This is a genomic window from Streptosporangium sp. NBC_01810 (assembly GCF_035917355.1).
Taxonomy (GTDB): domain Bacteria; phylum Actinomycetota; class Actinomycetes; order Streptosporangiales; family Streptosporangiaceae; genus Streptosporangium.
This window is the reverse complement of the sequence record NZ_CP109070.1, coordinates 2919655-2940412: the sequence shown is the minus strand read 5'-3', so window position 1 is coordinate 2940412 and position 20758 is coordinate 2919655. Positions and strand designations below refer to the sequence as shown.

Below are 20758 nucleotides of genomic sequence, written 5' to 3'. Positions count from 1 at the left end.
AGGAACCTCCCGACGACCTGCGGCGCTATCTGGCCGAATTCGCCCTGGAGCAGGTGCTGCGCCTCTATGGCGGCGACGTCGCCGCCAAGGCCGGCCGGTTCTCCGCGGGCTCCCGACCCTCACCGTCCCCTCGTAGCGACAGAAAGGCCGGTCCCTGATGGACATGTCACCCCAAGAGTCCCTGGTCAGAAACGGCTTCGTGGGTCCCTTCCCACGTTTCGCCTCCTCCGCGGTCCTCGAGGAACTGCGGGAGTTCTTCGGCAATGTTCTGCACGAGGCGCCCACGCACCCGCTCTACGGCCGCTATTCGGTGCGTGACTGGCACCTGGCCAATGAAACCGTCCGCGAGATCCTGACGGCTCCGGAGCTGGCCCAGACGGTACAGGAGGTCACCAGGGCGGACTCGCTGATCCTGTGGCGCTCCAAGCTGTTCGAGAAGTTCCCCGGCGGCGGTCCGATCGACTGGCACCAGGAGTACGGCTACTTCGACGGCGAAGAGGTCGGCGGGCATCGCCCAGCGCTGTTCCCCATGAATCCCGCGGGCGAATGGGACTGGACGGTGTGGCTGGCGCTGACGGACGTCTCGGAGGATGACGGCGTCATGGAGTTCGTCAAGGGCTCCCAGCGCAACTCCTACCCCAAGCGGATGGTACGGCTGGCGGAGTCAGGCGCCTACGTCGATCCGCGCAACCGGATCAAGACCAAGGAGGAGCTGCTCGACCGCGCCGCCAACAACAGCGTGATCCTCGACATCGACACGCGGAACGTCTTCTCCGGGGTGGACCCCGACAAGTACTCGCTGGAGGAGCTCTTCGACATGCTCGATGCGTTCTGCGAGAACCTGTTCGCGGTCGTCACCGAGCCCTTCAAGGTCAAGCCGGGCGACACGCAGACAGTCCCGATGAAGGCCGGCGAATATGTCATCTTCAGCGAGCGCTGCATGCACCGCTCGCGCGGGTCGCTGCCCACGGCGGTCACCCGGCTCGCGCTCAACGGCCGCTACACGGTGGGCGACACGTGGGTCTACCCGCAGCGCGTCACCGGCGACACCTACGACGGCTCCAACCTCGACATCAGCTCGCACAAGTGCGTCCAGGTGGCGGGAACCAGGTTCAACCCCCACAACGCCTACCTGTTGTGAGACGCGGTTCTGCCGGATCGGCATGAGCGAAGCCGATGACCGTCCCCGCGTCCGCTTCGAGAAGACCAGGGCCAGGACGCGTTTGTCTCCAACTCGCTTCCACACTGGCCAAGGGCTCCGAGGAAGAGTAGGGCAGAAGGCCCAAACCGGGTGGGGCCTTCGCGCTCGCCGCTTTCGCCTCGCGGGACGGATGCGGGGGGACCTCGGGGCCTGGCCGGGCGGACGTATCTCCCACCTCCGCGTCGCAGAACGGATGCCGGGGATCGCGTCCGCAGCCGGAGTAGGCGGTGCCGTCGGCGATGGCCGGAGGGGAGTGCCGGGTGAGGGCCTCGGAGATCTTTTTCAGCAGCCGGGAGCGCAGCCAGGCCGGGGCGCGGCGGTAGTGGTCGGGCAGCCTGCCGAGCAACTCGGCGGCCATCCGGGACAACTCTTCCGGATTCGCCGCAGGCGTCGGCGCGGCGCCCGGCCCCCTACGGTCCGCAGGCTCGCCTACGGCGAGAAGAGGGGGGTTTTCGCTGATCTTCTCGGGGTTCTGGTCTTCTTGCTTCTCTGGTCTTCTTATACGGGTGGGTTTTCCTACGTTGGGTTTCCCGTCGTAGGCTGCCACCTGCGGTTTCGCGGTGTCCGCACTGGTCGGGGCCAGCAACGGGTTTTCCGGCCTGGGTTTGGCAGCGGTGAGCCGCGGTGACCAGGGGTCGCAGATGATGTAGGTGACGCCGCCGAGCCTGCCGTCGCGGCCCCGTTCGCGTTCGCGCACCAGGTAGCCGTACGCCTCCAGTTCCCCGATGGCGGCCCGGGCCGCGTCCCGGCCGTCCGGGGCGGCGCAGACGATGGTCTTCTCCGAGACCCGGAAGCCGGTCGCGTGCGAGGTCAGCCAGGCCAGCAGGCCGCGCGCCTTCCACGACAGCCGCAGGTCACGGATCCAAAGGTTGGATATCCGGGTGAACCGGTCGGAGGGCGGCTTCGTCGGCCGGATGCTCATCGCCCGCCCTCCGAGACCGAGAAGACGATCGTCTGGCGGGAGCGGATGTTTGATATGGGCGCGGGCGCGCGAGTACAGTCGAGCACAGATCTTTCTCCTGGTTTGGCAGGGTGAATTGATCAAGGCCTTGGGACGGTGTTGGTCGCACCGGCTCGGGGCCGTCTTTCTTTCTCCGGGTGACCGGCTCGCTCACGCCCTTCCGGGCGCCGTGGCACGGCCTGTCGTGCTGGCCCGCCCGCTCACCCGGGTTCGCCGATCCCTCGGCAATCCCCAATGAGCTGGGCCGACGCGCCTTTTTTAGCACACACCACCCTGACGTTTCCGCTGCTCTTGGAACATCTCCGAGTGTTGTATCCGGCACCCGCCGCCCAGCGCTGGGGGAGGGGCATCAGCGACTCGGTACTGTTCAAATCGACACTCACCAGTCAGAACCGACGACGGGTGCCTTCCGGCGTTCGACAGGATGACGGGAAGGAAGCCAGGAGAGCGGGTTCCGGGTCACCTGGCTCGCCGATATCCAGGAGATTTTCACCAACGGCGCCTGTTGCCCGGCTGGCGCCGGGAGGGGTGGGTTGAGATCGACCGGGGCGTTCAACTGTTCTCGGCTGGAGTCCGCCCTTCCACGGGTGGGTGGTGGTCGGTCCACTCGTGCAGGCGGGCCAGGCCGGGGCGGAGGTCGGGGAGGGGCGGGAAGGTCAGGCGGGTGCCCGTGGGGGTGGGCAGGGCGAAGGCGACGGCCTTGCCGGGGGTGGCGGTGGTGTGGATCGTGGTGGCGTAGACGTGGCAGTGGCCGTGTGAGAGCCGGTGGGGCAGCATCGTGGTGTTCGCGCCGCTCATCGCGGCGGCGGCCACCAACGACCTGGCCGGTCGGCGCAGCCTGCTCGGCTCCCGCCCGCTGGTGGCGCTCGGCCAGTGGTCCTACGCCTTCTACCTGGTGCACTTCCTGGTGCTCTTCCCGATCGCCAAGCACGCGTTCGGTCGGCGGTCGCTGTACGATTTCCCGCCGCCCAGCTGGGCGCACCTGCCGTACGCGCTGGCCGGCCTGGCCGTCAGCGTGCTGCTGTCATGGGGGCTGTACCGGCTGTACGAATATCCGATCGAGAAGCGACTGCGGGCCATGCTGCGCCGCGAACCGAAGACCACACCCCCGGCCCCGGGCGCGGAGCCCTCGATGTGAGCCAGGCGCGCCGGATCGATATCCTGCTCGTCGGCGACGACGATCTCTCCCCCCCGAGGTCGTCGCGACCGAGCTCGACAACAACGTGCAGTCGATCCTCGGCTACGTCGTCCGCTGGATCGACCAGGGGTCGGATGCTCGAAGGTGCCCGACATCCACGGCACCGCGCTCATGAAGGACCGCGCGACGCTGCGGATCTCGAGCCAACTGCTGGCGAACTGGCTGGCACACGGCGTGATCTCCGAGGACGAGGTCGACGTCAGCCTGTGCCGCCTCACCGCAGTCGTCGACGCGCAGAACGCCGGGGATGCGGCCTACGAGCCGCTCGCGTTCGACGCCGAGCCCGGGATCGCATTCGTCGCCGCCCGTCGGCTCATCCTCGAGGGCGCCGCCCAGCCGAACGGGTACACCGAGCGATCCTGCACGCGCTGAGGCGGGAGAAGAAGGGGTCGGCCGCGGAGTGAGGCGGCCGGGCAGCTCTCGCCCCGCCGTCGTCCGGCTCGCGACGATCTCTGCAGCGAGAAGACCGGCGTGGACCTCCAGACGCCCTGCACCGCTGAACAGGTCTACTCCCAGCCTCGCCTCGACCTTCCTGATCCGGTGGTAGACGGTCGCACGGTGAAGATACAGGTCTGCCGCGACCTGCTTGACGTTCCCCGCCGTGGTCAGGAACGCCCTGAGAGTCCGGACGAGGTCCTCCGCCGACTCGTCTTCGAGAAGCCATCGCAGGGACGGGCTGATGAAGTGGCGCACGAGGACGTCCGTGGGCACTGCGGCGAGCCCGCGCATGTGCGCGGTTCTCTCCCAGTGGACGACCTGGTGCTTCCAGCCCATGCTCTCGGCCAGGTCCAGGCTCTGCCTGGCCTGCCAGACGGCGACACTCGCGCGATCGGCCACGATCGTGCTGACAGCGACGAGCCATGGGAGGTCGATGCCGTTCCGCCGGGACCGGAAGATCAGGTCAACGGTCTTCGTCGCGAGCAGCCCTGGCAGGGTCGTCTGGACGTCGCGTGGCTGAGGTGCCAGCAGCGCGAAGCTGACGGAGCCGCTGAACGCGATGAGGCACCGGTCGCGCAGATGGCCCTCGGCGAAGCGGTTCGTCACGGCGGTCAGCCGTCGCTGCGCCGCCGATCCCGACGAGTCCGGGTCAAGCGCCGCGGGCATCGAGAGCGCAAGGCAGACGAAGGTCCCGTCGTGCAGCAGCTTTCCGTCGCGGATGGCCCGGCCCAGCAGCGAGTCCAGTCCGTCCAGATCCCCCGAAGCGAAGGCACGGCCGACGTGGTCGTCCGCCCATTCGGGCGATACGAGCAGCCCGGCTGTCTCCAGCGCGCAGACGGTGGCCTCCGCGATCCGTCCCACGCTCTCGATCCGCTCGGGCGACAGCGGCCCTCGCGCGCAGGTGATCCAGAGCAGCAGCGACGGCGCCGAACCGGGCGATCGCACCGGGATCACCAGCGTCAGGGGCATCCCGAGGTCGGCGCTCCCGCCGATGTAGACGGGTTCGGAGATCAGGGCCACGGAGCGCGCGCTCAATCCGAGGTGCCGAGGCGACACCGCCTCGGCGAAGTCCTCGTCCGCGGAGGAGTTCGGCATCGACCGGGCGATCCGGTTCAACTGCACGTCGGTGACCTCGACCGGCACGTCCAGCGATGCGCTGAGAGAATGCACGAGCTCGTGGAGGTGCTGCGTGAGGACGCCGTTCACGCCGCTCCCCTCCGCCCGAGCGCCCTCGGCCTTGTCCCGACCCGCGTCGCCGGCACAGCGGTCAGCTCCCGCCGGTCGCCGGCGGGGTGCCGGACGCCGACCCCGATGATGCAGCCGCGCCGACGGGCAGGGCGGCGCCGACGCGGGTCGACCGCGTCGGCCGGATCGCACCGTCGCGGATGCCCTCCGCCCAATGGCAGGCGACCCGGTGGGCGGCGGTCGTCCCCGGAACCCCGACGGTCCGCAGCTGCGGGCGCTCGGTGTCGCAGCGGGTCTGCTGCTTCCACGGACAACGGGTGCTGAACCGGCATCCGGGCGGCGGGTCCGCCGGGCTGGGCAGATCGCCGCGGAGCAGGATCTGCTCGCGAGAATCCTCGTACCGGGGGTCGGGCTGCGGCACGGCGGAGAGCAGCGCCCGCGTGTAGGGGTGCAGCGGCTCGGCGAACAGCTCCGCAGTGGGCGCCTCCTCCACCATCCCGCCGAGGTACATCACCCCGATCCGGTCGCTCATGTGCCGGATCACGGCGAGGTCGTGCGCGATGATCAGGTAGGTCAGCCCGTATGCGGCCTGGACGTCCTCGAGAAGGTTGATGACCTGCGCCTGGACCGACACGTCCAGGGCACTGACGGGCTCGTCCGCGACGATCAGCTGCGGCTCCACCGAGAGCGCCCGGGCGATGCCGATGCGCTGACGCTGTCCTCCGGAGAACTCGTGCGGGTACTTGCGCAGCGCCGTCCGCGGCAGCCCCACCGAGTCGAGCAGCTCGTCGAGGCGCCCGGAGACATCTCCCTTCGCCAGCCCGTGCGCGGCCATCCCCTCACGGAACATCTGCTCGACGCTCTGCCGGGGGTCCAGGCTCCCCAGCGGATCCTGGAAGACCATCTGCATGTGGCGGCGCCGGCGGCGCAGCGCCTCACCGCGCAGCGACCGCAGGTCGATTCCGTCGAAGCGGATCTCCCCCGAGGTCACGGGGGTCAGCTGGAGCACGGCGCGCCCGAACGTCGACTTGCCGCACCCCGACTCCCCGACCAGGCCGTAGGTCTCCCCACGAATGATCCGCAGGTCGACGCCGTCGACCGCGTGGACGTGGCCGACGGTCCGGTCCATGAGCACCCCTCGGCGGATCGGGAAGTGGACCTTGAGGTCGCGGACGTCGAGGAGGGGCTGCTCCCCGGCGCCCGGTCGGGTCGGAACGGCGACCGTCGTCATGAAGTCGTCTCCTTCGCCACGATGATCGGATCGGACAGCGGGTGGTGGCAGCGCGATCGCCGCTCGCCGTCGGCCGACCAGGCAGGCCCCTCCCGGAAGCAGAGGTCGGTGGCGACGTGACAGCGCGGCGCGAAGGCGCACCCCTGCGACCACGGGATGTTGTCGGCGACGGAACCCGGGATGGGTCGCAGCCGCTCTTCCCCGTCACCCAATGCCGGCACGGATTCCAGCAGCCCTCCGGTGTAAGGATGCCGGGGCGCGTCGAACAGCGAATAGCGGTCCGCCCGCTCGACGATGCGTCCGCCGTAGAGCACGTTGACCGTGTCGCACAGGCCGGCGACCACGCCGAGATCGTGGGTGATCATGATCAACGAGGTGCCCGAGCCGACGACGAGCTCCTTCAGGAGCGCGAGGATCTGGGCCTGGATCGTGACGTCCAGCGCCGTGGTCGGCTCATCCGCGATCAGCAGCCGCGGTTCGCAGGCCAGGGCGATGGCGATCAGCACGCGCTGGCGCATGCCGCCGGAGACCTGGTGCGGGTACTCGCGCATCCGCCGGGCGGGATCGGGGATGCCGACCCGCTCCAGCATCTCCTGCGCCTGCCGCGTCGCCCGGGACCGGCTCATCCGGCGATGGCGCTGGATGACCTCCGCCACCTGCACTCCCAGCGGCACGACGGGGTTCAGCGAGGACAACGGGTCCTGGAAGATCATCGCCACGTCGGCGCCACGGCGATCGCGCAGCTCACGATCGGACAGTGAGAGCAGGTCCACGCCGTCGAAGACCGCCCTGCCGCTGACGCGGGTCCCCCGGCGGGGCAGGAGCCCCATGATGGCGAGCGAGGTCACGGACTTGCCGCAGCCGGACTCGCCTACCAGACCGACCACTTCGCCGGGACGGACCTCGAACCCGACCCCGTCCACGGCTGTGAAGGGCTCCTGGCCAGGTCGTGAGAACGTGACCGACAGGTCTTCGACCACCAGCAGCGGATCCGCTCCGAGCCGGGTCTGGTGCGCATGCGCATTCATCTGCATCACCTCCGGGTGCGGGGGTCGAGGGTCTCGCGCAGCGACTCGCCCATGAGCGTGAAGCCCAGGGCGACGACGATGATGCACAGCGCCGGGTAGATCGCGAGATGCGGGAACGAGTTGAAGTACTGCTGCGCGCCGCCCAGCATCTGCCCCCACTCCGGCCGGCCGTCGTCGGGGTTGCCCAGCCCGAGGAAGGACAGGGCGGCGGCGTCGAGGATGGACACGGCCAGGCTCAGGGTCGCCTGTACGATCACCGGCCCGAGCGCGTTGGGGACCATGTGCCGGAAGACGATGGCCCCCGGCTTCACACCCAGCGCCCGCGCGGCCAGCACATGGTCGGTGCCGCGCTGCACCAGCATCGATCCGCGCATGAGCCGGGCGAAGACCGGCACCTGCACGATCGCGATGGTGAGGATCAGGGTCCACTCGTTGGGGTTGGCGAACAGGGCCGCGATCGAGAAGGCCATCAGCAGCGACGGGATCGCCAGCATCACGTCCACCGCCCGCATCACGAGCGTGTCGACCTTGCCGCCGAACACGCCCGCGACGAGACCGAGCGCGATGCCGCCGACGAAACCGCCGAGCGTCGCCATCACCCCGACGATGAGGGTCTGCCGGGCTCCGGCGATCAGTCGGGACAGCAGATCGCGACCGGCGGGATCCCCGCCCAGCGAGAATCCCTCCTGCGGGAGCGGAACGGGGTTCGACTGGGCGCGCACCTGATCGAGCAGCAACGGGGCGGCCGGGTCGTGCGGCGCCAGCACCGGCGCGGTGACCGCGACGAGGACGAACACGAATGTGATCGCCCCGCCGATCAGGAACGCCGGCTGGCGGAGCAGCCGCCTCAGGGTCTGCGCGCCCGGTCGTCCGGTCGCGGCACGGTGGCGCGGAACGGCCGGGGCGGCGGTCATGGCGTCCTCACTCTCGGATCGCACAGCGCATAGGCGATGTCGACGACGATGTTGATGACCAGGTACAGGACTGCGGCGAGCATGATGAGGGCCTGCAGCACCGCGTAGTCGCGCGTGGTGAAGGCCAGCGCCATCGACTGCCCCAGCCCGCGGTAGTTGAAGACGGTCTCGGTGAGCACGGCGCCGGAGAACAGGCCGCCGGCCTGCAACCCGATCACCGTGATCACCGGCAGCAGCGAGTTGCGCAGCACGTGGCGCCCGGCGATCGTCGGGTTCCGCAGGCCCTTGGAGTTCGCCGTGCGGATGAAGTCCTGCTGGAGCGTCTCGGTCACGGACGCCCGGGTCAGCCGGAAGATCACGGCGAAGGGGATGATCGCCAGGGCGATCGTCGGCAGCGTGAGGTAGGTGAGACTCTCGGCGAACGCGGCCCCGCTCCCGGCGAGCAGCGAGTCCAGGAGCGTCAGCCCCGTCGTCGTCGGTATGGAGCCGCTCAGGTCGGCCCGTCCCGACGGCGGCAGCCATCCCGCGCGGACGGCGAAGACGTACTTGAGGATGAACGCGGTGAAGAAGACCGGCACGGCGAGGCCGAGCACGGAGAAGCTGAGGAAGGCGACGTCGAACACGCCGCGCCTCTTCGCCGCCCAGTAGCCGGCGGCGATGCCGAGCACGGCGCCGACGATCAGCGCGCTCAGGGCGAGCTCGATCGTGGCGGGCGCCCGCGTGAGGATCACCTCGGTGACGGGCGCGCCGCGCCAGACGCCCGTCGATACGCCGAGGTCGCCGGTCCAGAACCGCCCCAGGTAGCGCAGGTACTGCGTCCACAGCGGCTCGTCTAGGCCGAGCGACTCGACGAGCTTGGCGCGGTCCTGCGGGCTGGCGTTCTCGCCGAGCAGCGCATCGAGCGGTCCGCCCGGGAGACTGCGCAGCCAGACGAACAGGATCGCCGTGAGGGCGGCGAAGGTCGCGACCGCCTGGAGCGTTCTTTGGAGGATGAACCGGAACATGTCTATCCAATCGGTGCGGAGCGCGCCTGCGCGCGGCCCGCACCCGGGTGGGACTATTTGTCGAGGGTAGCCGTGGCCAGGCGCTCGCCACCGACCGGGCTGGCGACGATGCCGCGCACGCTGCCGTCGAACACCAGCGCGGAGGGGCTACTGGCGATCGGGATCGACGGCAGCCAGTCATTGGCCATCTTTCGGTTGATCTCGAGGTACATGTCGACGCGCTTCTGCGGATCCGGCTCGCGGTCCGCCGCCTTGAGGTCGTCGACGAGCTCCTGGCCGAAGCCGAGCAGACCGGTGTCGAACGCGTTGTCGGTGGCGCCGAACAGGATGCCCAGGAAGTTCTGGGCGCTGTTGTAGTGCCCCGTGGTGCCAAGCAGGTAGACCGGCGCCTGGCCCGCCTCACGACCGCTGAGGTAGCCGCCGGCCCATGACTTCGCGACCGGTTCGATCTGGATGCCGACTGCCTCGAGATCGGCCTTGATCAGATCGAAGAAGCGCTTGGGCTCGGGCATGTATGGGCGAGTGACCTCGGTCGGGTACCACAGCTCGATCTTGAGGTTCGGCACGCCGGCCTCGGCGAGCAGGGCGCGCGCCTTGTCCGGGTTGTACGGGTACCCCTCGACGCCGCTGTCGTAGCCCTCGACGGAACGGGGGACGAACTGCGTCACGGTCTCGGAGCCCTCGGGCAGCAGCGTGTCGACGATCTGCTGCTTGTTGATCGCCCAGGCGATGGCCTGGCGGACACGGAGATCTTTGAGCTCGGGCACGGTGGTCGCGTTCAGGCCGAGGTACATGACGTTGAACGGCGGCCGGGTGACGACCTGGAACCCGCCGTCCTTCAGGCTCTTCCAGTCGCGAGGGGCCGGCAGGTCGTAGGCGTGGATGGTGCCGGCCTCGAGCTCCTGCCGGCGCGCCGTCTCATCCGGGATCGTGCGGAACTCGATGCCCGCGATCTTCGGTGCGTCGCCCCAGTATTTGTCGTTGCGAGCGAGCTTGACCGTGCCGGTCGAGTCGTCGTACGAGACGAAGGTGAACGGGCCGGTTCCGGTCGGGTGCAGGCGGCCGTACTCCGGGAAGGCGAAGCCCTCGCCCTTGGCCTCGACTCCGTTGGCGTTGTACTTCTCCATCGCCGTCGGGCTCGACATGGCGTAGGTGCCGTGCGCGAGGATGGTGGGGAACTTCGAGCTCGAATTGGTCAGGCTCAGCACCACCGTGGACTCGCTCTGCGCCTCGCATCCGGCGTACAGCGAGGGAGTCTTGTCGCCCTCGAAGCCTCCGAAGTCGTTCACCCAGGTGTGGCTGACCGCCGAGGTGCGCGCGATCTTGGGCTGCCGGTACCACCGGTCGAAGTTCGCGCAGACGGCGGCGGCATTGAAGGCTGTGCCGTCATGGAAGCTGACGCCCTCGCGGAGCTGGAACGTCCACTGCTTTCCGCCCTCGTTCTGCTCCCATGAGACCGCCAGGCCGGGTGCGGGGTCGGCCGTGCCCGGCTTGAGGCTGAGCAGTCCTTCGAACATCTGGTTGTTCACCCGGGCGGTCTCGCCGTCCGAGGTGTAGAACGGGTCGAAGAGAGACGGGGCGCCCGCAGCGCCGAACACGAGCACCTTGGAGGTCGATCCGCCGCCGGTGCCCTTGTCGGACGTGTCGCCTCCCCCTGAGCACGAGGTCAGGAGCGTCACGCCGGCGACCGCGATGACCCCGGTCTTCTTGAACTTCATCGTTACTCCTGATCTTGGGTGTGGGTGAGGGGAAGCTGAGCGCCGTAGAACCAGAGGCGGGAGAATCCGCCGTCGGGCAGGGCGCGCACGCGGACCTGCTGCGCGTCGGTGGCGGCCAGCTCGATGGCGGTCGTCGCCCCGGAGGCGATCTCGAAGGTTCCCAGTGCCGCCCAGCCGGACGCGTCGTCCGCCCGCGCCTCGACGGCGATCCGGGCCGCGCAGTTGCCGCGGAACGGCGTGGCGACGACCTCGAGCGTCCGCAGCCGGACGGGCTCCGGCCAGGAGAGCTCGACGAAATGCCGATCGGCGTCGGACCGCCGGGGAGTCTCCCAGCCGTCGTGCGTGTTCCGCGGCATCGCGTGAGAGATCACCGACCACGGGTCCCCGAAGGAGCCTTCCGACGCGCGCACGCGGCATCCGAGCCGGATATCCGAGAGGCGCACGCCCTCCGGCGGGCGGCTGCGGGAGACGTCGACGATGCCGTGCGCGCGGAAGCGGGCGACTCCGCCGTCGGGGATGATGCGCAGCCGGACGAAGGCGGCCGAGCGCCCGGCGTCGGCGACCGGATACTCGTTCACGGAGTTCGGCTGCACCTCGGCGTCGGCGAGGATCTCGTGCCATGGGCCGTCGGCGGCGTCGGAGATGTCGACGCTGATGCGCCGCGGGGCGTTGAAACGGAACCCGGTGGTCTCCAGTTCGACCTGCTCGATCCGGCCCGGATGGGCGGCGCGGATCACGACCCAGTCGTGGTCGGGGTTGTGCCGGCGGCTCTCCCACCCGTCGACATCCGCTCCACGCAGTCCGTAGGTGCCGGGGCGCTGCGGCGGGGTGGAGAGGAGCAGGGCGTCGGCCGCGCCGAAGAACTCGTCCGAGCAGTCCACCACGGATGCCCCGAGCTCACGGGCCAGCAGGTTGAGGGTCATCGTCGGTCTCCTTCGTCGTTCCGTGCCTCGCCGTCCAGATGCGCGACGACATCCGTGCCGCGCGCCCACCACAGGGCGTCCATGCCGCGCAGGGTGCGCAGCGTCTCGCGCAGGTGCGCGAACCGGAACGGCTGGCCGATGAGCCAGGGGTGGAGCCCCAGCACCAGCGTCCGGGTGCGGGGTGCGTCCTCGTCGAGCAGCCGCCGTGCGGATGCGGTGATGTTGTCGGCCCACGTGCGGATCGGCGTGCCGCGCTTGAGGTGGGAGAACACGTCGTCGAGGTGGATGTTCACTGGGATGTCGACGATGTCGCCGCGGGACGTGGCCAGGATGTTCGGCGCCTCGTCGTTGGGCCAGTCGGCAGTCCAGCGGATGCCGAGGTCGGCGAGATCCTCCAGGGTCGTCGTGGACTGCGCGTAGTCCAGGCCGCTCCAGCCGATCGGCCGGATGCCGCTGGCCTCGGCCACGGCGTCGATCGACTCGGAGAGGTGGGCGCGCTGCCCTTGGGCACCCATCCCGTCGTGCAGGATGCCGGCGCCGTCCAGCCCGTGCGCCGCGAACTCCGCACCGGACTCGGCGATGCGCTCCACCAGGCGGGGACGGTGCCGGGCGGAGAAGGCATCGATTGCGACCGTCGGGGCGATCTCCAGCTCGTCGAGGAGGTCGAGGATCCGGAACGCTCCAACCCGCAGCCCGTATTCGTGCTGCGACGTGGTGTGCACGTCCATGATCTGCGGGTACGGGCCGCGCATCGCCACGCTCGAGGGCGGGAGGCCGGGCGCGGAGCCGGGGAGTGCGGGCACGTGGTCGAGATGCATCAGCACGACCACGGCCAGGCGCGCGCCGCTGGGCCAGCCGCGGTTCGGGGCGAGGCGGGATCCGCCTTCGGTCTCGTGCAAAGCTCTCACAAGCCGCATGTCAGCACCATCCGATCTCATCGACGTGGGCGGCGATCTGCTCCGGGGTGGTCCACCAGATGTCGTCGTGCGAGCTCAGCCGCTCGAACATCCGCGCCAGGTGGCCGATCCGGTGCGGGATGCCCATGTAGAGGGGGTGGAGCGCGATCGTCATGACGTACGCGGTGTCGCGTTCGTGGGCCTCGGCGGCGAGCACCTCGTACTGCGACTGGACGATCTCGGCGAAGTAGTCGCTGTCCAGACCGAACATCGGCGACCCGGGGAAGATCAGCGCGTCGTTGACCTCGCGGGAGTAGGGCACGCCGATCAGTCCCCCGCCGCTCGGCCCGTCGAGCCGAAACGGCTGGTCGTCGATGAACCAGTCGGTCGTGTAGGTCATCCCCGCCTCGGCCATCAGCCGGTAGGTGGCCGGGGTGGCGCTGAACGACGGTCCCAGCATCCCTCGCATGCGGTAGCCGGTGAGCTCCTGCACGGTGGAGATGGTGTAGTCGTAGAACTCGCGTTCCGAGCTCTCGGACTCGCCGAACAGGAGACGGCTGTTGTAGGTGCCGTGGCTCATGAAGCTCCACCGCCGGTCGACCATCGCCTCCGCGATGTCGGGGTACAGGCGCAGCACCTCGCAGTTGAGCGAGCAGGTCACCTGCACGGGGGAGTCGTCGAGCACCGGCAGCATCCGCCAGAAGCCGACGCGGTTGCCGAAGTCGCGGAACGAGTAGCCGACGATGTCCGGCTTTGCCGGAACGCGGTAGAAGTAGTCTCGGTGCGGGTTCGTCGGCGGAAGGTACTCGTAGTGCTCGATGTTCATCACCACGTTCACGGCGACGCGCTTGCCGTCGGGCAGGGTCAGGCTCTCCCGCCGGTCGAGGGGCCGGTAGCTGAGGAACTCGTCCATCACTGGTTCTTTCCGTATCTGCTTCAGGGCACGGTCGCGGGCTGAGGGGGTAGCGCCTCGACGACCTGGTCCAGGCTGCGGACGCGGCCGAGCTGCGGGAAGACGGCGTGCACCGAGTGGTGGTGCTGCTCGGCGGCGTAGGCCGACATCGCCTCGGGAACGAAGACGATGTTGTAGGCGTGGTCGTATGCCGCACGGGCGGTCCCCTCGACGCCGAATCCGGTGGAGATTCCCGCCATGATCACGGTGGTGACCCCGCGCCGGCGCAGCTGCAGGTCGAGGTCGGAGCCGTGGAACGCGTTCCAGCTACGCTTCACGATCACCGGCTCGGTGGGCAGCGGATCGACGCCGGGGAGGAAGCGGTCCCAGCCGGGCCGCCGTACCGGGCGTGCGGGGCGTTCGACATCGGTGAGCAGCTTGCCGCCGAGCGAATCACCCTCGTCCGGTAGGAAGCTGGTGCGCACATGCACGACAAGGCCGCCCGCGTTCCGAGTCGCGTCGATCAGCCGGATGCAGCGCTCGACGACGTCCCCTGCGGGGTGCGGGTGCACGGGGTGGTCGGCGTTCGAGCCTTGCAGGTCGATAAGGATGAGCGCGGTGCGCAGCGGATCGATGTCGGTCACACGATGTCCTTCCATGGGATGCGAGCGGGGTCAGGCCCCGAGGATCTGACGGGTCATGCGAAGCAGGGTCTCCTCGGAGCCGGTCCCGGTGGCTTTGCAGAGCAGCCGCAGGCCGTCGAAGTCGCCCCCCGTGATGTGAGCGGTCGGGCACAGCGGCTCCAGTTCGAGCCCCGCACGCAGGCTCGTGCCGCCGAGCTGCTGGACCAGCGCCGTTGTCGTCAGGCCACCGCTGGCGACCACGCCGAGGCACTTGTTCTCGCTGCGGGCCGAGGCGTCGAGCAGGCTGCGCACCGCCCCGGCGAGCTGCTCCGCGACGATCCAGCGGTCGGGGTCGTCGCGGTCGGTCTCGTGCAGCGCGAGGATCCGATGCGAGGCAAGCACCTCGTGCGCGGCATCCGCCCCCCAACTTGCGGCTTCCGCGGCGGTGGTGATCAGCGCACGGGAGCCGTAGGCCGCTCCGAGCCGGCGCAGCTGCGCGCGGTCGGTGTCGTGGTTGCCGGGGGTGACGACGACGACGAAACCGTCGCGGCCGAGGTCAGGGTAGAACCTCAGCCAGCCGCCGGTGCTCGCGGTCGCGACGGCGTGCCCCTCTTCGCGGAGCCGGGTCGCGGCCTGCGCCGCGGTGCCGAGGTGCGCCTCGACCGTGCCGTCGAGGACGAACCGCCGGATGCCGCGGGCGAAGGCCTCGAGGATGCGCGCGGTGACGGCATCGGCACCCTGGTTCAGCACCGTGAGCCCGATCAGCTCGGCGTCCTCGGTGCGGATCGCGGACCGCACGTCGACGTCGAGCCCGTTGCCCACCGGCATGGGGGCGAGCAGATGGCCGTCGACGCAGACACGGCCGGCGGTCGGATAGGCCGGGACGACGAGAAGGATGCCGTTCTCGTCCTGCCCCGCGTCGATCCCGGCGATCAGCGCATCCGGAGATCCGCGCAGCTCGGCGTTGAGCTTCACCTCGACCCGCTCGCAGCCGTGGTCGTCGAGCCAGGCCGCCCACTCGCGGATATGCGCCTCGGCGGCGCCTGCGGCGTGGTGCAGATCGAGGTCGACGACGATGGCATCCGCATCGGAGACGACAGATGCGGGGTCGCGCACGATCACCGGGTCGAGCCCGCGCTGGCGCAGCCGGCAGGCGACCGCGACAGAGCCCTGCAGGTCCTCTGCGAGGATGCCCATCGCCGGTCCACGAGGGGGACGCGGTAGCTCTGAGGGGGTCATCGGCTCGGTTTCCGTTCTCGACGTTGACAACTGCCCCGAGAGTATTGACGCCGATGACGAGCAGTCATTCGACGAATGTCGCACGTTCGCTGATGGGGGCGGGGCGTGGAACAGTGCTGCTCTGACCTAGTGCGACGTTCGTCTCCGAGCTCGACTATGCCCGCGGACCGGAGAAGACCTGGGTCTACGGAGCCTTGCGACCGGCCCATGCGCGCCGCCGACATCGACGTGCTGCCCGGCCCGGGGGCGGAGAGCGGGGTCGCTCCGCTGTGAACGCCTTCATGGTCGGCCGCCGGCGACGGTCGATCTTGCCCGCACTCGTCAGCGGTAGCTCGTCCAGCACGCGTACGGTCCCCGGCACCATGTAACCGGGCAGCCGCCCGGCCGCCCATGCTCTGGCGTCCTTCGCCGTCACCGGTCCGGAAGCGGAGGTGGATCCGGAGGCGGAGGTGGAGGTGGATCCGGAGGCGGGTCCGGAGGCGGAGGTGGCCCCCGAGGTGGAGGCTCGTGCAGATGCGAAAGCGGGCATGGGGACGGCCACGTAGGCCACCAGCTGGTCGTCCTCCAGGGCCACCGCCGCGTCGTCCACGCCGGGACAGGCCCGCAGCGTCTGCTCGATCTCGCCCAGCTCGATCCGGTAGCCGCGGTGCTTGACCTGGTGGTCCACCCGGCCGATGAAGTCGAGTTCGCGTCCAGCACCGCCAGCGAGCCCCGCTCGTGCACGCCGTCGACGACGTCACGCAGCAGGGCGGTGCCCGCGGTGCCGAACCGGGTGAAGAACGGTGCCTGGATCCGGTAGACGGACACCCGTTCGCCCGCGGCCCCCAGCACCGTCGCGCACATCCGCCGGGCTCCGCCCACGTCGTCGGGCATCCGCCACGCCGCAAGCCACCTGGGGGAGGGGGCGAGTCCCAGGCAGAGGGCGGATCGGCTCTGGAGCAGGTCAGTCCATATCGGTACAGCAGCCATGGGGCCATTGCACACAACAGAGCCGGCGCCTGCATCACGCCCGCTCACCGGCGGGAATCCGTCGGCTAAAATTCTCGCCCCGTGTGGGCTGGGCCGGACCGGATCGACCCTTTTGATCTACATTGTAAAGGCGTCGGGCTGGTGAACAACAGATACGAGGTTCCAGCCGGTGGCGTCACAAATCACGTGGCAATACTCAAAACCTTCGCAGGGCGGCGAAGCTGCTGCCTTGCGAAGGTTTTGATGGGGAGAGTTCAGCGGTTGGTCCACAGATGCCAGAACCAGTCGCCCTCGGAGCAGGTGTAGTGCTCCCAGTGGCCTCGGTCGATTCCTCCCTGGCCGGCTGCCACGCAGTTGGAGTGGCTTGAGAACCAGTCGCGGTACACATCGTCGCCGGCGGGCAGCCTGCTGACCGCGCCGGCCCGTGCGGTGACCGTGTGCGCCCCGGCCTCGGAGGTGGTGACCGAAACGGCGGAGGCAGGGGCGCCTGTCGCCAGCAGGGCCATACCGGTGATCGCGCCGACCGCCAGCAGCGCGCGAACGCGGGCTGCCTTTGTGGAACCGCTGTGCTTCTCCAGGGGGCCGGAGACGTCGCGACGGCCTGTGTTCATCAGTTACCTCCAGTGTGGAGACCCGGTCCTTCAGGGCCGGGAGGAAAGGTGGAACGGTGCTGCATGGTGGTTTCCTTCGCGGTGCCGTAGCCGTAACCGTCTGCTCGCTGGAGCGGGCGGACGGGGCGGTGGCCGATGCCCTGCACGAGGCCGTGCCGGGTGGTGATGTTGAACCGGCCGGTGCTGCGTACCACGACGCGGCCGAGGTGGACCCCTTGCTCAACTCCGCAGTCACCGTCATGATCGTCAGTCACCTGAACGCCCGGATCCCTTTGTCGACTGTCTTCTGCCTCCGTGTTGACCGGCACGCTCTGGCCCGCAAACGGGACGACACTGCTTTAGTCACCACTCGATTACTTAGTGTAATGGTATCCGATTGGCAAAGGGCGGGTTTTCGGCACGAGGAGGGGTGAGTATGCGGGTGAGGTCGCCGGGAGAGCCTTCGTGATCTCACACGGGATCGTTGACGGGCCGCACGGGCTGATCCTGGCGCGGATTCCCGGCGACGCCGGGCCGCTGGCCGAGCTGGTACGTGGTCACTATGTCGGTGAGCGGTGGCTTCGGGAGGTCCGCGACCTGGCCGCGCTGCTGGCCGAGTCCCGGCCGGTCCATCACCTGCTGCCGCTGTTCGGGCGTGTTCCCGTCGAGCCGGACACCTGGGCGGAGCTGATCGCCTGCCTGGCGCAGGAACTGGTGGTGCGTCGCGTCAACCTGACCCGGGTGCCGGCGGCGGTGCGGTGCGCCGACGCCCTGCGGGAGTCGGGGCATCCTCTCGCGGGGCTGCCGCTGAGGCTCGGCAGGGGGGGCGGTGTGGCGGTCGATAGCGGGTCTGGTGCGCGCCCCCGCCGAGGCGTCCGTCCACCGGGTCAACGAACTCGCGGCCCGATGGCGGTGGCTGGTGTTCAGGATCACCAGGCGCACACCGTACTGGACGGACCAGAAGCTCGCGGTCGGCGCGCTCAGCCCGCGCGGGAACGTGCTGAGCCTGCTGGTCTCCCACGACACCGACTGACCTTTTGAGTCGAGGGAGGAGTCAGGGCGGAGGCTGGGTGTGAGCAACCTCGAGGCTGGGGGCTCCGACCGGGCAGATCCGCATCGCGTGGCGGAATCGCGGCCGGCACCTCGCGTTCGCCGATTTTCGGGGTGGCCAGAGCCCACAGGATCGGCATGCCGGTCGGGGTGCACGCCAAATACAGCCGCAGGCCCCGGAAGAACCGCAAGTGCGAGGCACGGTAGCTGTAGGCGGCCAACCCATCAGGCTCGAACGCCGTACGGCCGGGCGCGACATTCCGCACGGCACCGGCGTGGAGTCGACGATCCAGTGGTTGTCGAATACTGAGCCGACATGCCGTCTACCCCCATCACGGACCGTCGAGGAAGGTGGCCGTGATGTGGCGGAAGCCGACGAAGACCGATCGGGGCGGAGCGGGGACAAAAGCGGCGTTCCTCGTGAATGTGTACCCGCATCCAGCGTTGGTCCATTAAATCGGATATATGTCAGATAAACGTCCTTTGTGAAGTCGGATGATCAGGGTCTGTAATCCGCCAGCTAGCGGCATCAAAGCATATTTTATGGCGGATAAATCTCACCTCAATGGGTCTTATCTAAAAGGAACATTTGGTGCGTAATACGAGTTGTCGGATTCAAGGCTAAAAGCTTGTAATTTCGACTACTTACTGAAAAGATCGCAAGCTTGGCGAAATTATGTCTTGGCGTGGACATGTGTAAGTTAACGGATAAGTCCAACATCATCAACGGGAGGGCAATTGAACAAAAGAAGCGGGAGATCGCCGTTTATTCCGTGATGTGCAAGGAAATCAAGGTGGCGCAAGAATGATCCGTAAGGGTTATGGCGACGTTTTCTGGCCGATTTGGAGAACGTCGAAGCAGGGGGCAATCGATCCTTTCAAGGGGAACACTCAATGTCCAAACTCAAGAGCGTCGTCGTAGCATTCGCCGCCAGCAGCACGGTGTTGACAGGCGGAGTCGTTGGCCTCGGCGCCGCAACCGCCATCACCACAGCCACAGCCACGGCCACTGCCAGTGCCAGTGCCAGTGCCGTCCGAGTTGCTTCGTTCAGCTGCAACCACGGTTGCTGCAACCAGGGTTGCAGCCGTTCCTGGCGGCATCAGTTGCTGGAGCAGTTCCAGCGGCAGCGGAGCTGGCAGCGCCAGTTCCAGCGGTCGCTGCAGTCGCAGAGGCTTGACCAGAGGGTCAACTTCCATCTGGACACCTCTGCCGACTCCAAGAGTCTCGCCGACGCCATCGCCAGGCAGAAGGCTGAGGCTGAGGCCAGGCAGAAGGCTGAGGCGGACGCCAGGAACAAGGCTTACAACGACGCCAAGGCTGAGGCTGAGGCCAGGCAGAAGGCCGAGGCGGACGCCAGGAACAAGGCTGAGGCTGAGGCCAGGCAGAAGGCTGAGGCGGACGCCAGGAACAAGGCTTACAACGACGCCAAGGCCGAGGCTGAGGCCAGGCAGAAGGCCGAGGCGGACGCCAGGAACAAGGCTGAGGCTGAGGCCAGGCAGAAGGCTGAGGCGGACGCCAGGAACAAGGCTTACAACGACGCCAAGGCCGAGGCTGAGGCCAGGCAGAAGGCCGAGGCGGACGCCAGGAACAAGGCTGAGGCTGAGGCCAGGCAGAAGGCTGAGGCGGACGCCAGGAACAAGGCTTACAACGACGCCAAGGCTGAGGCTGAGGCCAGGCAGAAGGCCGAGGCGGACGCCAGGAACAAGGCTGAGGCTGAGGCCAGGCAGAAGGCTGAGGCGGACGCCAGGAACAAGGCTGAGGCTGAGGCCAGGCAGAAGGCTGAGGCGGACGCCAGGAACAAGGCTGAGGCTGAGGCCAGGCAGAAGGCCGAGGCGGACGCCAGGAACAAGGCTGAGGCTGAGGCCAGGCAGAAGGCCGAGGCGGACGCCAGGAACAAGGCTGAGGCTGAGGCCAGGCAGAAGGCCGAGGCGGACGCCAGGAACAAGGCTGAGGCTGAGGCCAGGCAGAAGGCCGAGGCGGACGCCAGGAACAGGGCTTACAACGACGCCCGAAACAAGAACATCAACGCCGCCCTCGGGAACAAGGCCGAGGCCGACACCAGGAACGCCGCCGACACCAGGAACACGGCCGACACCAGGAACGCGGCCGCCGGTGACGCCAGCGACAAGGTCCTCGAAATCAAGCGGATTCTCGACTGCCGTGTAAATCCGCCGCTCGCTTCGTCCCTGTAACGCTCCTGCCCTCGTTGATCGTTCCTGCGGTCCAAGCGAGAAGGTCGCAATAGAAGAGCCACGGACATGGTCGACGATGCGTCCCGGCCACCGGGCATAGAGGGCCTGGCTGTCGTCAAATTCGTCGAAGGAGTCGAGGGCGGCCGATCGTGCGGTCGGTGACGGCTGACAGATGAGTGCGTGCCTGTCACCACGCGTGGTGGCGCATCGTGCGTTGGCTTCACCACAAGCACCACCGCCTCAGATAGAACGAGATCCGCCACCGGCTCTGCGATCTAGACTGGAGAATTGCCCACAACTGCATCGCGGTAGCGATATCGCCTCCAGCGTCGCTGTGACGCGATATCGCTACCGCGACAGGTTCTCCGAAGTTAAGCGGAATCGTGTTCTCGCTTCGTCACAGCGAGCGATCCCTTGTTGGTGGCTCTCTGTGAGCGGAGGTGGGATCGGGTGCTTGCCGCCCGGTTCTGGGTGGAGGAGGCCCAGCGCGATCTGCGTCTTGGGC

The 20758-nt window shown here is 68.4% G+C and carries 20 protein-coding genes and 3 pseudogenes; 6 read left to right on the top strand and 17 right to left on the bottom strand.

What is annotated here, in order from left to right; all coding sequences use genetic code 11:
• The first annotated feature begins 163 nt into the window (after positions 1-163).
• Complete coding sequence (locus OIE13_RS13295) at positions 164-1141, top strand: phytanoyl-CoA dioxygenase family protein (protein WP_326639752.1); 978 nt, start codon at positions 164-166, stop codon at positions 1139-1141.
• Here the strand turns inward: OIE13_RS13295 and OIE13_RS13290 are convergent.
• Both OIE13_RS13290 and OIE13_RS13285 read right to left on the bottom strand, forming a co-directional pair.
• Positions 1113-2123: a hypothetical protein gene (locus tag OIE13_RS13290; protein WP_326830073.1), complete on the bottom strand. Its 1011-nt coding sequence runs from the start codon at positions 2121-2123 to the stop codon at positions 1113-1115. The genes OIE13_RS13295 and OIE13_RS13290 overlap by 29 nt on opposite strands.
• Before the next feature lie 591 nt (positions 2124-2714).
• Positions 2715-2960 carry a hypothetical protein gene (locus tag OIE13_RS13285; RefSeq protein ID WP_326639754.1) on the bottom strand — a complete coding sequence of 82 codons (246 nt, stop codon included), beginning with the start codon at positions 2958-2960 and terminating at the stop codon, positions 2715-2717.
• Between OIE13_RS13285 and OIE13_RS13280 the strand changes: the two genes are divergently transcribed.
• Positions 2944-3300: an acyltransferase family protein gene (locus OIE13_RS13280; protein WP_326830072.1), complete on the top strand. Its 357-nt coding sequence runs from the start codon at positions 2944-2946 to the stop codon at positions 3298-3300. The two genes, OIE13_RS13285 and OIE13_RS13280, sit on opposite strands and share 17 nt — an antisense overlap.
• Before the next feature lie 171 nt (positions 3301-3471).
• Positions 3472-3732, top strand: a complete 261-nt coding sequence (locus OIE13_RS36680; RefSeq protein WP_442811753.1) for a hypothetical protein — start codon at positions 3472-3474, stop codon at positions 3730-3732.
• Positions 3733-3828: 96 nt separating this feature from the next.
• On the opposite strand, the pseudogene OIE13_RS36675 reads toward OIE13_RS36680, so the two are convergent.
• The 14 genes and pseudogenes from OIE13_RS36675 to OIE13_RS13210 all read right to left on the bottom strand — a co-directional run.
• Positions 3829-4089, bottom strand: a pseudogene (locus OIE13_RS36675) (helix-turn-helix domain-containing protein); the annotation flags it as partial.
• Between the two features lie 976 nt (positions 4090-5065).
• A complete protein-coding gene (locus tag OIE13_RS13270; RefSeq protein WP_326639757.1) occupies positions 5066-6214 on the bottom strand; it encodes an ABC transporter ATP-binding protein in 1149 nt (382 codons plus the stop codon).
• Positions 6211-7242, bottom strand: a complete 1032-nt coding sequence (locus OIE13_RS13265; RefSeq protein ID WP_326639758.1) for an ABC transporter ATP-binding protein — start codon at positions 7240-7242, stop codon at positions 6211-6213. Before OIE13_RS13265 ends, OIE13_RS13270 begins: the two co-directional genes overlap by 4 nt.
• Before the next feature lie 5 nt (positions 7243-7247).
• Positions 7248-8180 (bottom strand): ABC transporter permease, encoded by a 933-nt coding sequence (locus OIE13_RS13260; protein WP_326639759.1) that lies wholly within the window; start codon positions 8178-8180, stop codon positions 7248-7250.
• Positions 8153-9160, bottom strand: a complete 1008-nt coding sequence (locus OIE13_RS13255; RefSeq protein ID WP_326639760.1) for an ABC transporter permease — start codon at positions 9158-9160, stop codon at positions 8153-8155. Before OIE13_RS13255 ends, OIE13_RS13260 begins: the two co-directional genes overlap by 28 nt.
• A 53-nt stretch (positions 9161-9213) precedes the next feature.
• Positions 9214-10878: an ABC transporter substrate-binding protein gene (locus OIE13_RS13250; RefSeq protein ID WP_326639761.1), complete on the bottom strand. Its 1665-nt coding sequence runs from the start codon at positions 10876-10878 to the stop codon at positions 9214-9216.
• A 2-nt stretch (positions 10879-10880) separates the two neighbouring features.
• The gene (locus OIE13_RS13245) at positions 10881-11801 is read right to left on the bottom strand and encodes a hypothetical protein (RefSeq protein WP_326639762.1); all 921 of its coding nucleotides are present in this window, start codon (positions 11799-11801) and stop codon (positions 10881-10883) included.
• On the bottom strand, positions 11798-12718 hold the full coding sequence (locus tag OIE13_RS13240) for a hypothetical protein (protein WP_326639763.1): 921 nt from the start codon (positions 12716-12718) through the stop codon (positions 11798-11800). The genes OIE13_RS13245 and OIE13_RS13240 overlap by 4 nt, the downstream gene beginning before the upstream one ends.
• Position 12719: 1 nt before the next feature.
• Positions 12720-13610 (bottom strand): polysaccharide deacetylase family protein, encoded by an 891-nt coding sequence (locus OIE13_RS13235; RefSeq protein WP_326639764.1) that lies wholly within the window; start codon positions 13608-13610, stop codon positions 12720-12722.
• 23 nt (positions 13611-13633) lie between these two features.
• A complete protein-coding gene (locus tag OIE13_RS13230; protein WP_326639766.1) occupies positions 13634-14233 on the bottom strand; it encodes an isochorismatase family protein in 600 nt (199 codons plus the stop codon).
• A 30-nt stretch (positions 14234-14263) separates the two neighbouring features.
• Positions 14264-15409 carry a four-carbon acid sugar kinase family protein gene (locus OIE13_RS13225; protein WP_326639768.1) on the bottom strand — a complete coding sequence of 382 codons (1146 nt, stop codon included), beginning with the start codon at positions 15407-15409 and terminating at the stop codon, positions 14264-14266.
• A gap of 226 nt (positions 15410-15635) precedes the next feature.
• Entirely contained in the window at positions 15636-16118 is a 483-nt protein-coding gene (locus OIE13_RS13220; RefSeq protein WP_326830071.1) for a hypothetical protein, read from the bottom strand.
• A gap of 556 nt (positions 16119-16674) precedes the next feature.
• Entirely contained in the window at positions 16675-17031 is a 357-nt protein-coding gene (locus OIE13_RS13215) for a hypothetical protein (protein WP_326639771.1), read from the bottom strand.
• Entirely contained in the window at positions 17031-17285 is a 255-nt protein-coding gene (locus OIE13_RS13210) for a hypothetical protein (protein ID WP_326639773.1), read from the bottom strand. Before OIE13_RS13210 ends, OIE13_RS13215 begins: the two co-directional genes overlap by 1 nt.
• A 190-nt stretch (positions 17286-17475) precedes the next feature.
• On the opposite strand from OIE13_RS13210, the pseudogene OIE13_RS36670 reads away from it, so the two are divergent.
• Together OIE13_RS36670 and OIE13_RS13200 are read left to right on the top strand one after the other, a co-directional pair.
• Positions 17476-17769, top strand: a pseudogene (locus OIE13_RS36670) (DUF6183 family protein); the annotation flags it as partial.
• A 70-nt stretch (positions 17770-17839) separates the two neighbouring features.
• Positions 17840-18043, top strand: coding sequence for a DUF6183 family protein (locus OIE13_RS13200; protein ID WP_326639776.1), 204 nt, complete (start codon positions 17840-17842; stop codon positions 18041-18043).
• Positions 18044-18116: 73 nt separating this feature from the next.
• Here the strand turns inward: OIE13_RS13200 and OIE13_RS13195 are convergent.
• Positions 18117-18361: pseudogene (locus OIE13_RS13195) on the bottom strand (IS982 family transposase); the annotation flags it as partial.
• An 803-nt stretch (positions 18362-19164) separates the two neighbouring features.
• Here OIE13_RS13195 and OIE13_RS13190 point away from each other — a divergent pair.
• Positions 19165-20253 carry a hypothetical protein gene (locus OIE13_RS13190; protein ID WP_326830070.1) on the top strand — a complete coding sequence of 363 codons (1089 nt, stop codon included), beginning with the start codon at positions 19165-19167 and terminating at the stop codon, positions 20251-20253.
• Positions 20254-20758: the final 505 nt, after the last annotated feature.